Annotated in this window: 19 protein-coding genes; 9 read left to right on the forward strand and 10 right to left on the reverse strand. The window is 33.4% G+C overall.

Annotated elements, in window-relative coordinates:
• Positions 1 to 317: 317 nt before the first annotated feature.
• The 3 genes from KQI76_RS06255 to KQI76_RS06265 all read left to right on the forward strand — a co-directional run bounded on the left by KQI76_RS06255 (position 318) and on the right by KQI76_RS06265 (position 3,936).
• Complete coding sequence (locus tag KQI76_RS06255; RefSeq protein WP_216399464.1) at positions 318 to 884, forward strand: TraR/DksA C4-type zinc finger protein; 567 nt, start codon at positions 318 to 320, stop codon at positions 882 to 884.
• A gap of 167 nt (positions 885 to 1,051) precedes the next feature.
• Entirely contained in the window at positions 1,052 to 1,663 is a 612-nt protein-coding gene (locus KQI76_RS06260; RefSeq protein WP_216399465.1) for a superoxide dismutase, read from the forward strand.
• A gap of 146 nt (positions 1,664 to 1,809) precedes the next feature.
• The gene (locus KQI76_RS06265) at positions 1,810 to 3,936 is read left to right on the forward strand and encodes a peptidoglycan D,D-transpeptidase FtsI family protein (protein ID WP_371817660.1); all 2,127 of its coding nucleotides are present in this window, start codon (positions 1,810 to 1,812) and stop codon (positions 3,934 to 3,936) included.
• Between the two features lie 86 nt (positions 3,937 to 4,022).
• On the opposite strand, the gene KQI76_RS06270 is transcribed toward KQI76_RS06265, so the two are convergent.
• A complete protein-coding gene (locus tag KQI76_RS06270; protein WP_216399467.1) occupies positions 4,023 to 4,523 on the reverse strand; it encodes an endolytic transglycosylase MltG in 501 nt (166 codons plus the stop codon).
• A gap of 17 nt (positions 4,524 to 4,540) precedes the next feature.
• Positions 4,541 to 4,879, reverse strand: coding sequence for a hypothetical protein (locus KQI76_RS06275; protein ID WP_216399468.1), 339 nt, complete (start codon positions 4,877 to 4,879; stop codon positions 4,541 to 4,543).
• A gap of 234 nt (positions 4,880 to 5,113) precedes the next feature.
• Between KQI76_RS06275 and rpmG the strand changes: the two genes are divergently transcribed.
• Both rpmG and KQI76_RS06285 read left to right on the forward strand, forming a co-directional pair.
• Positions 5,114 to 5,263: a 50S ribosomal protein L33 gene (rpmG, locus tag KQI76_RS06280; RefSeq protein WP_216399469.1), complete on the forward strand. Its 150-nt coding sequence runs from the start codon at positions 5,114 to 5,116 to the stop codon at positions 5,261 to 5,263.
• 360 nt (positions 5,264 to 5,623) lie between these two features.
• Entirely contained in the window at positions 5,624 to 6,178 is a 555-nt protein-coding gene (locus KQI76_RS06285) for a 5-formyltetrahydrofolate cyclo-ligase (RefSeq protein WP_216399470.1), read from the forward strand.
• Here KQI76_RS06285 and KQI76_RS06290 read toward each other — a convergent pair.
• A complete protein-coding gene (locus KQI76_RS06290; RefSeq protein WP_216399471.1) occupies positions 6,162 to 7,022 on the reverse strand; it encodes a hypothetical protein in 861 nt (286 codons plus the stop codon). The two genes, KQI76_RS06285 and KQI76_RS06290, sit on opposite strands and share 17 nt — an antisense overlap.
• A 161-nt stretch (positions 7,023 to 7,183) precedes the next feature.
• Between KQI76_RS06290 and KQI76_RS06295 the strand changes: the two genes are divergently transcribed.
• The 4 genes from KQI76_RS06295 (at position 7,184) to KQI76_RS06310 (ending at position 11,135) form a co-directional block, all read left to right on the forward strand.
• Entirely contained in the window at positions 7,184 to 7,384 is a 201-nt protein-coding gene (locus KQI76_RS06295; protein WP_216399472.1) for a YqgQ family protein, read from the forward strand.
• Between the two features lie 2 nt (positions 7,385 to 7,386).
• Positions 7,387 to 8,346 (forward strand): ROK family glucokinase, encoded by a 960-nt coding sequence (locus tag KQI76_RS06300; RefSeq protein ID WP_216399473.1) that lies wholly within the window; start codon positions 7,387 to 7,389, stop codon positions 8,344 to 8,346.
• Positions 8,347 to 8,564: 218 nt separating this feature from the next.
• Complete coding sequence (locus tag KQI76_RS06305) at positions 8,565 to 10,460, forward strand: LTA synthase family protein (RefSeq protein WP_216399474.1); 1,896 nt, start codon at positions 8,565 to 8,567, stop codon at positions 10,458 to 10,460.
• Positions 10,461 to 10,514: 54 nt separating this feature from the next.
• On the forward strand, positions 10,515 to 11,135 hold the full coding sequence (locus KQI76_RS06310; RefSeq protein WP_216399475.1) for an MBL fold metallo-hydrolase: 621 nt from the start codon (positions 10,515 to 10,517) through the stop codon (positions 11,133 to 11,135).
• A gap of 57 nt (positions 11,136 to 11,192) precedes the next feature.
• Here KQI76_RS06310 and KQI76_RS06315 read toward each other — a convergent pair whose 3' ends face one another.
• From KQI76_RS06315 to comGA, 7 genes are read right to left on the reverse strand one after another with little or no spacing between them, the layout of a single operon-like run.
• Positions 11,193 to 11,558 carry a hypothetical protein gene (locus KQI76_RS06315; protein WP_216399476.1) on the reverse strand — a complete coding sequence of 122 codons (366 nt, stop codon included), beginning with the start codon at positions 11,556 to 11,558 and terminating at the stop codon, positions 11,193 to 11,195.
• Entirely contained in the window at positions 11,527 to 11,979 is a 453-nt protein-coding gene (locus KQI76_RS06320) for a competence type IV pilus minor pilin ComGF (protein WP_216399525.1), read from the reverse strand. Before KQI76_RS06320 ends, KQI76_RS06315 begins: the two co-directional genes overlap by 32 nt.
• Positions 11,927 to 12,265 (reverse strand): prepilin-type N-terminal cleavage/methylation domain-containing protein, encoded by a 339-nt coding sequence (locus KQI76_RS06325; RefSeq protein WP_216399477.1) that lies wholly within the window; start codon positions 12,263 to 12,265, stop codon positions 11,927 to 11,929. Before KQI76_RS06325 ends, KQI76_RS06320 begins: the two co-directional genes overlap by 53 nt.
• Positions 12,249 to 12,695 (reverse strand): prepilin-type N-terminal cleavage/methylation domain-containing protein, encoded by a 447-nt coding sequence (locus KQI76_RS06330; protein ID WP_216399478.1) that lies wholly within the window; start codon positions 12,693 to 12,695, stop codon positions 12,249 to 12,251. Before KQI76_RS06330 ends, KQI76_RS06325 begins: the two co-directional genes overlap by 17 nt.
• Complete coding sequence (gene comGC / locus KQI76_RS06335) at positions 12,685 to 13,002, reverse strand: competence type IV pilus major pilin ComGC (protein WP_216399479.1); 318 nt, start codon at positions 13,000 to 13,002, stop codon at positions 12,685 to 12,687. The genes KQI76_RS06330 and comGC overlap by 11 nt, the downstream gene beginning before the upstream one ends.
• Before the next feature lie 11 nt (positions 13,003 to 13,013).
• Complete coding sequence (gene comGB, locus KQI76_RS06340; protein WP_216399480.1) at positions 13,014 to 14,066, reverse strand: competence type IV pilus assembly protein ComGB; 1,053 nt, start codon at positions 14,064 to 14,066, stop codon at positions 13,014 to 13,016.
• Positions 14,011 to 15,045 carry a competence type IV pilus ATPase ComGA gene (gene comGA, locus KQI76_RS06345; protein ID WP_216399481.1) on the reverse strand — a complete coding sequence of 345 codons (1,035 nt, stop codon included), beginning with the start codon at positions 15,043 to 15,045 and terminating at the stop codon, positions 14,011 to 14,013. The genes comGB and comGA overlap by 56 nt, the downstream gene beginning before the upstream one ends.
• Between the last annotated feature and the right edge of the window lie 68 nt (positions 15,046 to 15,113).

Genomic DNA, 15,113 nt, shown 5'->3' on the forward strand with positions numbered 1-15,113 from the left:
CGAAGTCTACATGACCGTTATGAATTTTTGCGTTATAAATCTTAATTGAACCGCCGTATACGGAACCGTACGTACGGTGGTGTGAGAGGACGGAGGCTAACCGCCTCCTCCTACTCGATTTTGACTAAATACTAATTAATAAATAAACGTGATTTTTTCGTTAAAGAAAATAGTGAAAAAGACTAATTGAACCATTGAGTTTTCTAATGATTAGCTAATTCATCCGAGTTAGTGAAGATGGAAAATGTTATATCCCTGTTTAAGTTCACTTTATTTAGGCAAGATATATATATCACATATATATAGGAGTGGCCTTAATGTTAGATGAATCTAATTTAACAGAGATAAAGCAAAGTTTAACCAAACGTAAAACAGAGTTAAGTGAAAAAATAAAACGTGATAAAATACGTGCAAGTGAGGAAGAGTATTCAACAGAACTATCCGATTATGATAACCACCCTGGCGATCAAGGGACGGAACTTTTTGAAAGGGAAAAGGACCTTGCAATAACGGCTCATGAATCAGCAGAATTAAGCGAAATTGAAAAAGCGCTTGAACGAATTGAACAAAATAATTATGGAACATGCAGTGTTTGCGGTAAGGAAATAGATATGGACAGACTTATTGCTATACCGGAAACTGAATTTTGTTATGAACATGCGGATGAAAAACAAAATTTTGAAGTGGAAGAACGACAATCAATGGGGTCTTTAGAGTTTGATGATACAAATAGTTGGAATACACTAGAAGGATACGGGTCATCAGCAAGCCCCTCGGACTTCACTCGTGATCAGGAAGACTATAATCAATTAACAGAAAACCCAGACACTGAAGATGTTGAAGATATGGATCGATTCACAAATAAAGATAAAATTAATGAGTAAATGATGTTTAAATTAGATAAAATGAGTGAATATACTAGATAGACCATTTAAGCATAAAATTTGCTAATTAAAATTTATTTTGCTATGGTAAAGATTATAGAAAGTGAACATTTTGTGAACTTATTTTGTGAACTTTCAGATTGGTCAATTTAAAGGAGGAATTTTTAATGGGAAAATTTGAATTACCAGAATTACCTTATGCATATGATGCATTGGAGCCACACATTGATCAGGAAACAATGAGTATTCATCATACGAAACATCACAATACTTATGTAACAAAATTAAATGAAGCACTTGAAGGATATAGTGATCTTCAAGACAAATCACTTGAGGAATTATTATCTGATTTAGACAACTTGCCAGGAGATATTCAAACGGCTGTTCGAAATAATGGTGGTGGTCACGCTAACCATAGTCTATTTTGGTCATTGTTATCTGCAAATGGTGGTGGAGAGCCAACAGAGAATTTAGCAGAAGCGATTAAAGCTAAATTTGGAAGCTTTGAGGCTTTTAAAGAAGAGTTCACGGGTGCTGCTGTAAGTCGTTTTGGTTCAGGATGGGCTTGGTTAGTTGTTGAGAATGGCGAATTAGCAATTACAAGTACACCAAACCAAGATTCACCGATTATGGAAGGCAAGACACCGATATTAGGTCTAGATGTCTGGGAACATGCTTATTACTTGAAGTACCAAAATAAACGTCCGGCTTATATTGAAGCATTCTGGAATGTTGTGAATTGGGAAAAAGTTGCGGAATTATATAAAGAAGCAATCTAATCATCCAAAAAACCTGAGTTATATAGCTCAGGTTTTTTTCTGTAGTTAAATAAAAGCCGCATCTTCTTGAAAATTAGTAAATACAGGTTTTTAATGTTATCTAGAGAACAAACATGCTATAATAAATATTAGAAATTTTTTTGGGGGTGTGCGCTTTGTCGAAGAAGAAGAAAAAACGAGCTCAGTTACCTATACGACTAAATGCGCTGTTTCTATTTGTTTTCTTATTATTTTCGCTACTCATATTGCAATTAGGTGTTGTTCAAATATTAAATGGAGAGGAAGCCAGACGGCGTGTAAATGAAACGGAAAATACAAAATCGACGATCGCAGTTCCTCGGGGTCTAATGTATGATCAGTTCGGCAATCTTATTTTAGATAATGAACCAGTACGGTCGATCACTTATACGCCACCCAAAAATGGTGATTCTTCAGAGAAAAGATTGGAAATAGCTGAAGATCTCGCTGAATTAATGACGATGTCAGACGATATGAAGACACTTAAGAAGTTAGTTCGAGAACGGGATAAAAAGGAATATTGGTATTTGTTAAATACAGAGGAAGCAAATAATCGATTAAGTGAAGAAGAAAAAGAGCTCACAACAAGTGAACAATATCAACTTATTTTAGACCGCATTGTTGAAGAAGATTATAATACTTATGATTGGTCAGATCCTCATTTATTAAATGTTGTTGCGATTAAAAAGGAATTGGATCAAGGTTTTGAATTGTCACCACATACGATTAAAAATGAAGATGTAACCGATGAAGAATATGCACTTGTTTCTGAGAATTTAAGTCGTCTTCCAGGAATTGATGCTAAAATTGATTGGAATCGTGTGAAATTATATGGCAAAACCTTTGGCAACTTTATTGGCAATATAACGTCATCAAATGAAGGAATCCCAAAAGAAAATCAAGATTATTATTTAACAATGGGTTATAGTCGGAATGACCGTGTGGGCATAAGTGGTCTTGAACAATACTATGAAGATGTTTTGTCTGGACAAAAGGAAATTATCCAATATACAACGGATAATGATGGGAATATAGTTGGTACTGAAACAGTTAGGGAAGGGAAAAGTGGCAGTGATTTAATCTTGACCATAGATATGGAATTTCAAGTTGAACTTGATAAGATTGTACTTGAAGAGCTTGAAAAGTACATTGAAAATGACCCTTATCAAAATAGATATATGGAAGATGCTCTAGTTGCGGTTCTCGATCCAAAAACAGGCGATGTGATGGGGTTGAGTGGTGCGCATTACGATCGAGAGGAAAAGGAATACTTAGATCAAGCCTATCGCGTGATCTATGATTCACATATTCCAGGTTCTGTTATCAAGGGAGCAACAATACTTACTGGCTATGATACCGGTGTGATCTCTCCTGGAACAGTTATTAATGACCGCCCCATTCGAATTGCTGGTACACCGACAAAGCGGTCGTGGAAGGTTATGGGGCCAATTAATGACCAAACAGCAATTATTCAGTCATCGAACGTATACATGTTTGAAATTGCGATGAGAATCTCTGGTGCGCAATATAGAGAAAATGAACCATTACGTGGTTTTAATCAAGAGAGTTTCCAAGTTATGAGAAATTACTTCAATCAATTTGGATTAGGCGTTAAAACTGGAATTGACCTTCCTTATGAAGCAACTGGTGTGGTTGGTGAAAATATCGAAGAAGGCGGATTATTACTTGACTTTGCAATCGGCCAATTTGATACCTATACAACACTACAACTTGCTCAATATGTTTCGACAATAGCAAATGATGGTTACCGAGTTAGCCCGAGAATCGTTAAAGAAATTCGTCAAGCAAACGGTGATAAAGATACTTTAGGGCCTGTAATTGAACGATATAGTCCAAATGTCTTGAACCGGATTAGTATGGATGAAGAATATATTGAAATTGTTCAAAATAGTTTTAAACGAGTGGCGACTGAAGGAACCGGGAGTGGTAGCTGGGCAAATAATAAATACGATGTCGCGATTAAAACGGGAACTGCACAGAATTATTTCATGGATGATGGGGATGAGCAAAAGACAAATAATCTAGCATTGGTAGGTTATGCCCCATATGATGAACCGGAAATTGCTTTTGCGATAATTGTTCCACGTACTGGTATCGGATCAAATCAAAGTGGTATTCATCACAATATTGGAACGCGTTTAATCGATACCTACTTTGAATTAAAGGAAGAACGGGACCGGGATGGAAAAGATGAGAGTCATATTGATGAAATGGCAGATCAATCAGAAGACTAGAAGTAAATGGTTTGCTCTATAATTAACTAGATAAATAGCACCGGGATTTATACAAACCCGGTGCTATTTATCTGTGTGTGTGGACGTTAGTTACTTTGATTTGCGATTGTTTCAACAACTTCGTCAAGAGACATTTCTCGATTTAATTCAAATTGTCCCACTTGAATATTTGTTCCATAATTATTATCGATCAAATAGGAAGTAAACTCACTTTTGCTCTCAATCAAGTTTGCGATCATTAAATAGTCGGCGACCTGCGAAATCGTCATGCCTGGCTCAATTGTTAGAACAAAGCTATCATGATCATTTCCTTTATTATCCTCATCGTCCTTTTCCGTTGTATCTGACTCACTGTTCTTGTCTTCAGTCAATTCCTCTTCTGGTTCTTGCCCTATCGTATGATTTACAATCGGATCGGTTTCGTATACATAGTATCCCGAAGCTTCTAAAGAAGAGACCATATCTGCTTCCGTCATTGCAACTTGTACAATATTTGGTTCTTCATTCATAAAGTAAAAGAAATAGACACCAATTATTGTTGTTGAAGTAAGTAACCCCAAAGCATAAGACCTCAATATTTGTTTCATGAAAAATCCCTCTTATCTCATCTGGTTAATTGGTTGATTAATGTTTTAATATCGTATTCACTTAATTTTGTCGATTGACTAATTTCAGCTATACTATAACCTTGTTCATAAAGGTTTTCGACCCTATGTTCAAGTGAAGATTTAGCAGAATTTTGATTGGTGAAATCGATTTTACTAGGCAATAATTCTTCTTCTAAAACTTTTAGTTTCTGTTTTATTTTATAATTATCCTGTAAATTAGATAATGATAATTGTTCGATTTGATTCTCAATTTCTTTAAATCTATCATTAGTAAAAAATGAGATGATCAATAAAATAAATGAGATAACTAACAATGAAATAATAACAAACAACATTTTTATTCCTCCATTTCCTCTACTCTATATTTATATCATATTTTGTTAGTTTGGAAAATCTTTATTCAAAAATAGCTAATAAGTTTCTTACAACTAGTTTTTTGTCAGATTTAATCTTTCGATCTAATTATGAGTAAGAATCGCTTGTAAAAGTCATCTTTTTTTGGTAATATAGTTAAGTCTGAATAGGATCATTTGTATAAACTGATTGTTGAAAAGTTTGGAGGGATAATTATGCGTGAAAAAATCACATTAGCGTGTACTGAAACAGGGGATCGTAATTATATTACGAAAAAAAATAAACGTAACAATCCAGATCGGATTGAAATGATGAAATATAGTCCGCGACTTAGAAAACATACGCTTCACAGAGAAACAAAATAATTATAATTAAAACTCTTATCTGATTTTGAGCATGGTAAGAGTTTTTATTATTTCATCACTTCGAACTTTTGTGCCTAAACTGGATTGAAACGATATCAGAGGTGCTTCATCAAACTTTGTCTCAAGTCAGTTGACAAAGAACTGAAACAACGATATTTATGGGGGAGTCTTTATAAAGTGAAACTTCAATCAGTGGAGGGTGAGATTGGACCAGGTCCAGGGACTATGTTTACCCGTCCAATCAAGGACATTTGTTAGTCCCGCAAGAGGATGACCTAAAGGCCCTTGGACCAATCGCGCCGTTACTGTTAGTTACACTGGATCGTAAACTGAAATTCTTAATAAATCGGAGGTCCTATAATGATTGATATAAAAACAAAGTTAAGAAATGATTATTTAATAAAATTAAGAGACTTATCAACGGATAAACGAATGAGAATTAATCAAGAACTCCAAAAAAGCCTTTTCCACCATGAATTATGGCTGAATTCTGATACGATTGGAATAACAATTAGCCAAAATCACGAATGGGATACATGGCCGATTATTGAAAGAGCATGGCATGAAGGTAAAACAGTGGTTGTACCAAAGTGTGAGCCTAAGTTTAAGGAAATGACCTTTTATCAAATCGATTCAAGAGAAGATTTAGCTGTTCAATTCTTTAATTTACTAGAGCCAATTATTGAAAAAACAAATAAAATAGCAAAAAGTAAAATTGATTTATTAGTTGTTCCAGGACTTGTGTTTGATCACTATCATTATCGTATCGGTCATGGTGGAGGTTATTACGATCGGTTTTTAACTGACTTTAATCAAGAAACAGTCGCCTTGGTATGGAAAGGCCAATTGATTGAAAAGATAAATATTGAATCATTTGATCAGCCAATAAAGGAATTGATTATTGCTGATGTTTAACATTTAAATTTTGAATCAATTGTTGTTCATTTTGTTTATGATCAGTAAATAATACAATGAGATGGTCTAAGTTTTTATCTAACAAGATGAGTGGCATCACATTATCGTTCATCAGTACCTCTTGACTGTTTGGTATAATATAATTTTTATAAAGTCCTTCCCACAATTGGGCAATGACTCTTCTAGTATCAGTCATCGATAAACCAGGTAATGGTTGATTCTGATAATGTTGTAAATCTATTAAAGGAATTTCATTGTATAATTTGCGATTAATTTCAAAATGGTCGATCAATGTTGTCCAAGCTACATTCAGTTGCTCTGCTATCTTCGTCTCCAATGTATGAGCCCGCTGCTCTTCTTGTTTACTTTTTGGCAGGTCAAAGCTATCGTAGGAGAGATCTGGCCTAACAAATGTAAATAATTGTGCTGTTGACATTTGATAATAGCTCTTAATTTGTTGATCAGTCTGATGGAATTCAAGATAATGATAACTAATCGCTTGATATAAACTATCTTTATCGGGACTAAATTCAGTTAATTGTGTCATTTGCTTTTGCTCTTGAGTCCACTTTGACTGAACACCTTTTAGTTGTCCATTTTGATAAAGTAAACCAACATCATGTTTCAGATAAGGAGAGAGTTGTTGACTTGAATCAATTTGCCAGATAAGATATGGATGCTTTGCTTCTCTATCTTTTAATTTTAATGTCGTCGCTATCTCAGAGAAGCTTACCTCTTCATCAATAGGAAAGTATTTTAGTGTTGTCATGGTAGGTTGATATATTTTAAATATAAGTACACCTATAATTAAAATACAAAGATACAATGTGTTTTTATTTGGCATAAAGATCACCCCATGTTACGATTTAATTAAACAGTAATCTATAAATTTACTTATTTGAATATATGCTTGCTAATTGATTTTTAGTATGAATATAACCGTCATTATGTTCTTATATTTATTGATGATTTGATAAAATTTGTTATAATAAATGAGGTTAGTAAATGGAAACATATTATGATGTTAAACAATTTTTGCTAAAGTATGGTATTATTACATATATAGGTAATAGAGATGCCGAAATTGCTTTATCTTTAATTGAATTAAATTCCCTAAATGATGAAGGTGTTATATTAGAATCAGATTATAAAAGGGCGCATTCAATACTATTAAGAGAACAAGAAAGAGCTAATAAGGAGAGATAAAGGTGGAAAAGTATTTACTTGGTGTTGATATTGGTGGGACAACTATTAAGGTTGGTATTTTAACAGAACAAGGTAAGATTATTGATAAATGGGAAATACCTACTAAAGTTGCAAGCAAGGCAGATCAAATTCCAATCGATATTTGGGATTCGATTGTTAGAAAAATATCACAACATAAAATTGACAAGAATCAATTGCTCGGAATTGGGGTAGGTGCACCTGGTTTTGTTGTTGCCGAAACGGGTGATATTGCTGTAGCAGTTAATGTAGGATGGAAGGACTTCCCACTAGGTAAGATATTACATGATTTAACCAATTTACCTGTTTATATTGAAAATGATGCGAACATTGCTGCACTTGGAGAGAATTGGCTTGGATCGGGTCAACTTGCTGATAATTTAATTGCGGTTACACTAGGTACAGGTGTCGGTGGAGGGATTATCGCGAACGGGGAAATTATTAGTGGTGTAAATGGAACGGCTGGAGAAATCGGACATATGACAATGGAGGAAAATGGTGCTCCTTGTAATTGTGGACGTCAAGGTTGTCTAGAAACCATCGCCTCTGCTACGGGTATAGCACGCATTGCCCAGGAGAAAGTAAAACATTATAGTGATTCTACTTTAGTCACAATCTTGAATGAAAAAAATAAGCTAACGGCAAAGGACGTTTTTTCTGCTTATGGAAAAGGTGATCGATGCGCAACAGAAGTTGTCGAAGAAGTTACTGATGTCCTTGGCTTAGCTATTTCAAATATAGCAGCAATTTTAAATCCATCTAAAATTGTTATTGGTGGTGGGGTTTCAAAAGCAGGCGAATTACTATTGAACCCATTAAAAAATGCTTATAAAAAATATGCTTTACCACGTTCATACGAAGGAAGTTCTTTTGCTATCGCAAGTCTGGGGAATGATGCTGGTATTATCGGAGGAGCCTATCTCGTAAAAAAACATTTATCCTGATCTAAATTGTAACTTTTTTTGTAATGAAACGTCTAATCCTCTAGTAGGTTTAATATAAGCTAATAAAGAATGATCATAATGTAAACATTTATATAGAGAGAAGATTAAATGTTTATTTATGTTCTAAACTTAAATTAAATGAGAGTAGTACTATACTAGGATAACAACTGATGATAAGTAGATGAGAGTAGTGTTTGATTTTAAGGAGGATTTCATTTATGTTTCAGAGAATTAACAAAGTAAATTTATATATTTTAGCCAGTCTTTTATTTGGTACTAAAACATATATTGTTTATCGATTTTTCTTCAATATCAATTTAGAGAATTATATGCAAGAGTTTATATTATTTATAAATCCATTTGTAACAGCCTTTTTGGTTTTTGCGATTAGTATTTGGTTAAAGGATACAAAACAATTAAAGTACATTCGTTATGTAACCTTATTGGGTACATTAATTTTGTATTTTAATCTTTTATTCTATCGAAATTTTGGTGACTTTCTAACACTTCCTGTACTATTTCAAAGAAGCAATGCTGCTGATTTAGGTTCAAGTACGATCGCTTCAATGAAGGTAATGGATATTTTTCTATTCTTAGATTTGATCATAATTTGGTATCTAACAAAGAAAGATCGTCAGGCGCTAATTGTTGATTTTCCATATAAGAAAAAGCTACTTGTTTTAAGTATGTCAGTTTTATTTCTATTAGGTAACTATATTTTAGCGGAAATTGAAAGACCACAGTTGTTACAACGTGGTTTTGACCGAGAGTATTTAGTGAAAAATATTGGTGTATTCAATTTTCATGTTTATGATATCTTTCAACAGTCACGTTTGCAGGCTCAACGCGTTTTTGCTGATGGTAATGAACTATATGATATTGAAAATTATATCGATGAATATGCATCAGATAATGAAAAGACAGAGCTTTTCGGGATAGCTGAAGGTAAAAACTTGATTTTTATCACATTAGAATCATTGCAAAGTTTTGTGATTAATAATACGCTTGACGGGGAAGAGATCACACCATTTTTAAATTCTTTAATCGATGAAAGCTATTATTTCGAGAATTTCTATCATCAAACAGAACAAGGTAAAACTTCTGACTCAGAATTTATTATGGAAAATTCCTTGTACCCTTTACCAAGTGGTGCTGCATACTTTACCCATAGTAAAAATACTTTACATTCAACGCCACAAATCTTGGCTGAATCAGGATATACAAGTGCAGTCTTTCATGCAAATAACGGAAGCTTTTGGAATCGAAATGATATGTATGAGACATTAGGTATTGATCACTTCTATGATATTGAAGCATATGAAGTGAATGAATCAAATAGTGTTGGTTGGGGGTTAAAAGATAAAGAGTTTTTTGAACAATCAATGAAATATTTGACCACTTTACCAGAGCCTTACTATGCACGTTTTCTAACTTTGACAAATCACCATCCATTTGAATTAGATGAAGAGGATGCAACGATTGGTCAATTTGATTCAAATTCTCGTACATTAAATCAATACTTTCAAACCGTTAGATATTTAGATGAATCGCTTGAAGAGTTTTTTGATTTACTGAAAGAATCAGGTGTTTATGAGAATTCAATTATTGTCATGATGGGGGACCATTACGGGATAAGTGATTTTCATGATCGTTCAATGGCATTGTATTTAGATAAAGAAGAAATTACACCATATGATCACATCCAACTACAACGTGTGCCATTCTTTATTCACATACCTGGACACGATGGTGAAGTTATTTCAACGGTATCTGGTCAAGTTGATGTTAAACCAACCTTACTTCATCTTTTAGGTGTAGATGATTCGAATGATATTAGCTTTGGAACAAATATATTTGGTCCAAATAGAAAAGAATACCTTGCATTGCGGGATGGAAGCTTCATCACTGATGATTATATCTTTACTAAGGATGTTTATTATGATCGTCAAACTGGAGAGGAAATTGCTCGCGTTCATAATGAGTCGGACAATGAATCGGATCCAGATGTTGATCTACCATATTCAGATATAAAAGATCAAGTCGACGAGGAATTATTATACTCAGATCGAATTATTTATGGTGATCTATTCCGTTTTCATAATTTTTCAGATTAATAAAACGAGCTCCTTACTTTATTGTAGGGAGCTTTAAATTTAGGAGGCTATAATTTGAAATTTGATAGTTTAGCTTTAGGACAGCTTAGTACAAATAGTTACATAATTTCAAACGATGATCAGGCATTGATTATTGACCCTGGTGCTGATGCAGATAAAATTCATCATTTTTTAACAACCAATCACTTAATACCGATTGCTATTCTATTGACACATGCACATTTTGATCATATTGGTGCGGTTGATGATATTAGGTCACATTATCATATCCCTGTTTATATTCATCCGGATGAGCAAGAGTGGTTGATGAATCCTAAGTTAAATAGTTCAAGTTATTTTCCATTAGGTGAAGTGAAGGTAAAACCTGCTGATCATCTATTTAAAATTGGAAATATGTCACTTGGGGATTTTCAATTTGAAGTCATACATACCCCTGGTCATTCACCAGGGGGTGTCTCTTTTATATTTGCTGAGCAAAGAACAATTGTTTCGGGTGATTGCCTTTTTAGAGAAGGGATTGGCAGAACGGACTTAATTGGTGGTGATCAAGCTGCTTTGATAAGTTCAATTCATGAGCTTTATAAATTACCAAACGATTATAGGGTTTTATCAGGTCACGGATCTGACACAACAATTGGCTATGAAAAGATACGCAATCCCTTTGTTAAAGGCTAATAAAGAGAGGTCACATCAACTGTGGCCTTTTTTATTTCAATTGAAATGATTAGTAAGTCATTTTTTAAATTGATAAGTTTTAACTCTTTGATAGGGTGGTTCTCTTATTGCAGTGATAATAATTGTCAAATAATTAGGGTTTTCATCTTTGAACACAACTTTGGTTTCACCATTTGGAAATTTATAATCAAGATGCTCAGCATGATCAATTTCTTCCCAACTATTCATTAGTGTTTGATAGGTTTGTTGATGGAGCATATCAAGATGAAAATGTTCTATTTCCATAGCTGTGATCTTATGCTCATTTTGAAATTGATTGATAGTGACTAAGCTTATGATTGAAAGTAGTGTTGCTAAATAGAACAGATAGATAAACATGCTACCCGTTTGGTTATTTATTAAACTTTGTAATGACTTTTTCATATAGATTCCCCGATTTCAGTCGCAATTTTATAACAAGATAGTGATCAAAATATTTCACTTCAAAACTTTGAACATCACGCATTAATACTTCGTGTCCTGCTCGATTTACCTGACGCCGTATTGTATCCTTATATTTAGAAATCAGAATATGTTTTTGATCAATCGTTTGTAAAGAAAGACTATCATGTGAATCTCCAAGTACTTGATAAAGCTGTACTTCATCTGTGATTACATGAAAGAATTGATGGACAGAAAATCGTTCTGTCTGTGGCTGATAATTTAAATAGGTCCAGATCGTTGGTGTAATTAATAAAAGAAAGGATAGGATAGAAAAGGAAATCAACATTTCAATCAATGTAAAGCCATGTTCATTTGATTGGCTTGAAATAAACAGTCGCCTCATCCGCCTCTTCTTTTGCATTTACCCATACTCCTTTTCCAACAATTAAATCATTTTCTAAATAGAATTCCTGTTTAACTGTAATTCCATTAATATTTGTAGTATCTGTATAAGGTAAGTAATCTGGGTCGATTGTTTGTACCGTATTATATAAATAATGATAAGAATCGAGTCGATTAATTAAGACCATTTGTTCAATTTTTAATTGAAGCATGATCGGAATGAGAACACCTGTCATCATCGTTAAAATGGCTAAACTAATCATCATTTCTATTAGGAAAAAACCCTTATCATTCATTTTTAACATAGTAACCTCTCCCTTTTCCGAATGGAAAATATATAAAGTATCGATTCTTATCTGTTTCAATTTTCATTGTTCCAGGATGCCGAATCGTTCCTGAATGGGTGAAGCTAATCGGATGACTCAGTGTGTTCATCGATATTATCCAATCACTAGGAAACTCTCTCTTAATTGTTGGAGCTGTGAGTGTGTTTTTTTGGATGCCATAATAATGACTAGTTGGTCTAAAGTATATAATTTCATGTGTGCTTGTTGTCATTGTTTGTTTTTGCAAAAGAATAAGGTCTAATTCAAACTGTTGATACCATATCCTGAAGTCATGGTCATTATTCTTATGAATATACTGATGGTAACTAATAAGTAATATAAAGTTAACAGCTACAAGAACAATTAATAATTCGATTAATGAAAACCCAGTTTCTTTTTCAATCAACATGTTCAATGATCACTTTATAAGAATGATTATCTTTAAAAACAAGCCTTTTTGTTCCGTTAGCTAATTCATCTGTAGATAAATAATTTTCATTGACCAATTGCCTTACAGAAGTTGGATATTTGCCATTATCGATATAGTAAGCTTGTACTTGGCTTTCCGCCATTTGGATTAATGCTTCTTCACCTTTATTATGAACTTCTTCATTTTTATCCGCCAAATTTGGTACAATTAATATTAGTAACAAAGAAATTACTGCCAAAACCAATAACATTTCAATTAATGTAAACGCGCGCTCATCTTTTAACATATAATCAACTCCTATATTGTTTGGATTAGTTCTAACATGGGGATTAGAATGGAAAGATAGATTAAGATAATACTAATGGCAATGCATACAAAAACAGTAGGTTGAATAAGTTTAATTATTTTTATTATTAATCGTTGCAATTGTTCTAGTGACAATGTTGCATAAGTAAGAAGGTCACGTTTAATGATAGAGCGATTTGCTTTTTTCTCAAATAAATAGGTAAGACTATCATCAAAACAATGGTGTTTTTTTAATGATTGATTGAGACTGATTCCATTTTCGAGATCAGTTAATAAGAAGCTACAGTAATAACTTAGTAATGTTTCTTTATTATGATTAACCATTAGTGTTAAACTTGTTTTAAATGAGAGTCCGGCTTCTAGTAAAGAACTAAGATGAATGGCGAACATTAGGCTCGTGTACTTTTTCGAGAAAAAGGATGATATTGCAAGTAAATTAAATCCCTGTGCCTTTTGTTTTATAGTTAATTTGTCTTTGAGAAAAAGCCATGAAAGAAATAAAATGAATAATGTAATAACTAAGAAGTATAGAAGTTTGAAAATAATTTTAACACACTTTATTGAGATAAATAAAAAGTTTGATGAGTATGAATTTGTTGAATAAAGTTGTAGAAAGGCAGGATATACATATAAATCAACGAAGAATAAAATGATTAGAAAAAAGCTTATTAGAACGATGGGATAACGAATAGATTGTTTAAATTTATTAAAAAGATCGATCTGTTGTTTGATAAAGTCAACACATTGTCTAATGGCTTGAATTAAATTACCATGTTGCAGTGCAAAATAAATAAATGAGACAATTTTGTGATCAAAATGTAATTCAGCCAAAATTTGATCAAATTTTTGTCCGTCTTCTAATTGATTACTTAATTGATCAAGAATGTGATCCCAACGATGATGCCATCTTAATACATCAATTGCCTCTAAAATTGAATATCCTTGATCAAGTAATTGGGCAATTTTCTCTAATAATAATATTTGTTGGCTAATTGGGAGCCTTGCCTGGTTTGGATTCGAGAATATTTTGATTTGCGTAGCCATATGCGACTGCCTTTCTTTTTAGATATTCAAAGGATGGATAATTTATAGAGTCCTGATCAAATGTTTGTAAATATGTTGAAATAAGTTGATCGTTTAGTAATTCTAAGATTGCGGTCCGACCTCTCACTCGCCCATCAATTGTTAAAGGGATCAACTCAAGTGAAGCAATCGCAAGCAGATTTTGACTAATATCGATTGGTTTAATCCCCATTTCAATTAATCGATGGATTGTTCCGGTTGCATTTTTTGCATGTAATGTTGTTAAAACTAAATGGCCAGTATAAGCAGCGTGAAAGACAAATTTCGCCGTTTCACGATCACGTATTTCACCAACCATAAGAATATCTGGATCATGTCTAAGGGCTGACTTTAGTCCGGATTGGTAGGTGATTCCACTTTTCTCATTCACTTGAACCTGATGTACGTTGAAGAGCTCTTTTTCAATGGGATCCTCCAATGTTATGATTTGGTAAGCTTGTTCTTTTAACAGCTCTTCTAATAAGGCATATAATAATGTTGATTTTCCAGAGCCAGTTGCTCCAGTTAATAAAGTAACACCTGACTTTCTTGTCATACATTGCTTGAGCTGTTTTGCTTGATAAGGGAATAATAGTAATTCTGATAACTTGAAGGATTCACTTTTGGGAAGAATTCTGATTGCTAGGCTTTCATTCTGTTTTGTTGGTAATGTTGAGATGCGGAGGTTTAATTCACTCGAATCAATTTGGAAAGTAATAGCTCCATCTTGAGGTTTTCTTGCTTCACCGATATCCATGCCAGCGGAAAATTTCAAATAATTAATGATTAGCAGGTAATGATTTATACTGATTTTCTCATGGAATTTCCGCATTCCATGAATACGTAGGAAAATGCTCGTAGTGGATGAACTGGGAAAAAAGTGAATATCAGTAGCATTAACAGATAGGGCCACTTTCAGTAATTGTCGAATGAACGTAGTGGCTGAAAAAATATTGATCACCTCGCTTTCTATTTGTAATATAGCGCGAATAGACGATAAGGACAAGCTCAGGCGTTTTTGGTAAAATA

The sequence above is a fragment of the Amphibacillus sp. MSJ-3 genome (genome assembly GCF_018919165.1).
Taxonomy (GTDB): Bacteria; Bacillota; Bacilli; order Bacillales; family Amphibacillaceae; genus Amphibacillus.

Coding starts and splice junctions, on each gene's coding strand:
- KQI76_RS06255 (WP_216399464.1), top strand. CDS start 318: ATGTTAGATGAATCTAATTTAACAGAGATAAAGCAAAGTTTAACCAAA.
- KQI76_RS06260 (WP_216399465.1), top strand. CDS start 1,052: ATGGGAAAATTTGAATTACCAGAATTACCTTATGCATATGATGCATTG.
- KQI76_RS06270 (WP_216399467.1), bottom strand. CDS start 4,523: ATGAAACAAATATTGAGGTCTTATGCTTTGGGGTTACTTACTTCAACA.
- KQI76_RS06275 (WP_216399468.1), bottom strand. CDS start 4,879: ATGTTGTTTGTTATTATTTCATTGTTAGTTATCTCATTTATTTTATTG.
- rpmG (WP_216399469.1), top strand. CDS start 5,114: ATGCGTGAAAAAATCACATTAGCGTGTACTGAAACAGGGGATCGTAAT.
- KQI76_RS06285 (WP_216399470.1), top strand. CDS start 5,624: ATGATTGATATAAAAACAAAGTTAAGAAATGATTATTTAATAAAATTA.
- KQI76_RS06290 (WP_216399471.1), bottom strand. CDS start 7,022: ATGCCAAATAAAAACACATTGTATCTTTGTATTTTAATTATAGGTGTA.
- KQI76_RS06295 (WP_216399472.1), top strand. CDS start 7,184: ATGGAAACATATTATGATGTTAAACAATTTTTGCTAAAGTATGGTATT.
- KQI76_RS06305 (WP_216399474.1), top strand. CDS start 8,565: ATGTTTCAGAGAATTAACAAAGTAAATTTATATATTTTAGCCAGTCTT.
- KQI76_RS06315 (WP_216399476.1), bottom strand. CDS start 11,558: ATGAAAAAGTCATTACAAAGTTTAATAAATAACCAAACGGGTAGCATG.
- KQI76_RS06320 (WP_216399525.1), bottom strand. CDS start 11,979: ATGCAAAAGAAGAGGCGGATGAGGCGACTGTTTATTTCAAGCCAATCA.
- KQI76_RS06325 (WP_216399477.1), bottom strand. CDS start 12,265: ATGTTAAAAATGAATGATAAGGGTTTTTTCCTAATAGAAATGATGATT.
- KQI76_RS06330 (WP_216399478.1), bottom strand. CDS start 12,695: ATGTTGATTGAAAAAGAAACTGGGTTTTCATTAATCGAATTATTAATT.
- comGC (WP_216399479.1), bottom strand. CDS start 13,002: ATGTTAAAAGATGAGCGCGCGTTTACATTAATTGAAATGTTATTGGTT.
- comGB (WP_216399480.1), bottom strand. CDS start 14,066: ATGGCTACGCAAATCAAAATATTCTCGAATCCAAACCAGGCAAGGCTC.